Below are 1,512 nucleotides of genomic sequence, written 5' to 3'. Positions count from 1 at the left end.
GAGATGGCGTCATGTGGGATGAAAATACAGCTAAAAATTAGCTATTGACGCCATAGTCGTTTGTTAGAGCGATACAAACAAAAAACTCGCTTGGCCATGAAGTACTTAGCTTGCATTCACGAAAGGCATCTTAACCAACAAAATCTTCTGCAACCAGACCACAGAACCTAAAACACCGATCCAGTCGAGAATTTAGGGAAATGAGCCGAGAGCAATGCTTAAAAATTCGGCAAACCTAACTGGTTTTGAAAGCTTACAGAAACTTGGTTTGTGAGGATATTCCACCTTGATTCAGGCTAAGGAATCGAACTCAAAAACACGAAAGCCAGCAACTTTCGATAACCTTACAACCTTTAAATTATCAAAGCGCTATAACGCCCAGTTAAGTAGCCAAAAACGCACAAATGCAGTCGCTGCAAACTACCCTAAACACTAAACTCACCGCAAGCTAAAAATGCCACGCGTTTTTGGTCTGCTTGAATTGTTTGTTAGTTTGCGTGCCAAAGTGACACAGAGATTGCTTATTGCACACTTTAAGACCATAATACACATGTGACATTTTGACACAACAGGAAATAACAATTATGGCTACTACTTTGCCTCGCATCACCGCTAGAGTTGATGTCGATACACAAGACTTACTTACTAAGGCTGCCGCGATCGCCGGCATGTCTAGCATCAACTCGTTCGTTCTAAGCGCTGCAATCGAAAAAGCTAAACAAGTCATCGAACGTGAACAGGCTTTAAAACTGAGCCAAGCTGATGCTATATTGCTCATGAAAGCTTTAGACCGTCCTACAACACAGAACTCAAAACTAAAAGCTGCTGCTGATCGATACGAGAGCAAAACTCAATGATGAATACGGTACTTCTAGATAAAACTAAACACGATAGAAACCGATTCAACTGTGGCACCGAAGCTCTCAATAATTACTTAAAAGTAATGGCGAGTCAGCAAGCAAAGAAAGACAACACCAGAACGTTTGTTTTGGAAGATGATAACGACAACTCACATGTCATCGGCTTTTACACGCTAACAATGACACCAATTGACTTAAAGGCATTGCCCGATAAGTTACAAAAAAAGCACCAATCATCCACGTCTGGTGGTCTGATTGCCCGTCTTGCTGTCGATGACCGATACAAAGGGAAAGGCTTTGGTGAGTGGCTGCTTATCGACGCACTCAGAAAGCTATTAGCTGCTAGTGATAGCGTTGCATTTCCAGTTGTTATCGTTGATGCCAAAGACGGAGCAAAGCATTTCTATGAACGCTATGGTTTTCAAGCATTTCAAGACGCTGAAAACAAGCTCTTCATCAGCATTGCAGATGTGAGAGCAAGCTTAAGCTAGTTAACCACTAGCCTTTAGCAAACTAACGCCAGCTTAAACCGCAAACAACGTAAAAAACAAGTCGCTGCATTGCACCTTAAACATTAAATTCACCGCAAACTAAAAATGCCACGCGTTGTTTGTCGGTTTGAAGCTTTTGTATGGATAATCTTCCCTAAATT

At 41.7% G+C, this 1,512-nt stretch carries 2 protein-coding genes; both read left to right on the top strand.

The features are described from left to right. Positions 1-584 precede the first annotated feature (584 nt). Complete coding sequence (locus Q8W40_RS27925) at positions 585-857, top strand: type II toxin-antitoxin system TacA family antitoxin (protein WP_305402096.1); 273 nt, start codon at positions 585-587, stop codon at positions 855-857. Next, entirely contained in the window at positions 854-1,351 is a 498-nt protein-coding gene (locus Q8W40_RS27920) for a GNAT family N-acetyltransferase (protein ID WP_305402095.1), read from the top strand. The genes Q8W40_RS27925 and Q8W40_RS27920 overlap by 4 nt, the downstream gene beginning before the upstream one ends. Positions 1,352-1,512 lie beyond the last annotated feature (161 nt).

This window comes from Vibrio penaeicida (genome assembly GCF_030689305.1).
Classification (GTDB): Bacteria; Pseudomonadota; Gammaproteobacteria; order Enterobacterales; family Vibrionaceae; genus Vibrio; species Vibrio penaeicida_B.
The sequence above is the reverse complement of the archived record's forward strand: the minus strand, read 5'-3'. Positions and strand labels throughout refer to the sequence as shown.

Bases quoted from the DNA above. Each gene is read 5' to 3' on its own strand.
- Q8W40_RS27925 (WP_305402096.1), top strand. From the start codon at position 585: ATGGCTACTACTTTGCCTCGCATCACCGCTAGAGTTGATGTCGATACA.
- Q8W40_RS27920 (WP_305402095.1), top strand. From the start codon at position 854: ATGATGAATACGGTACTTCTAGATAAAACTAAACACGATAGAAACCGA.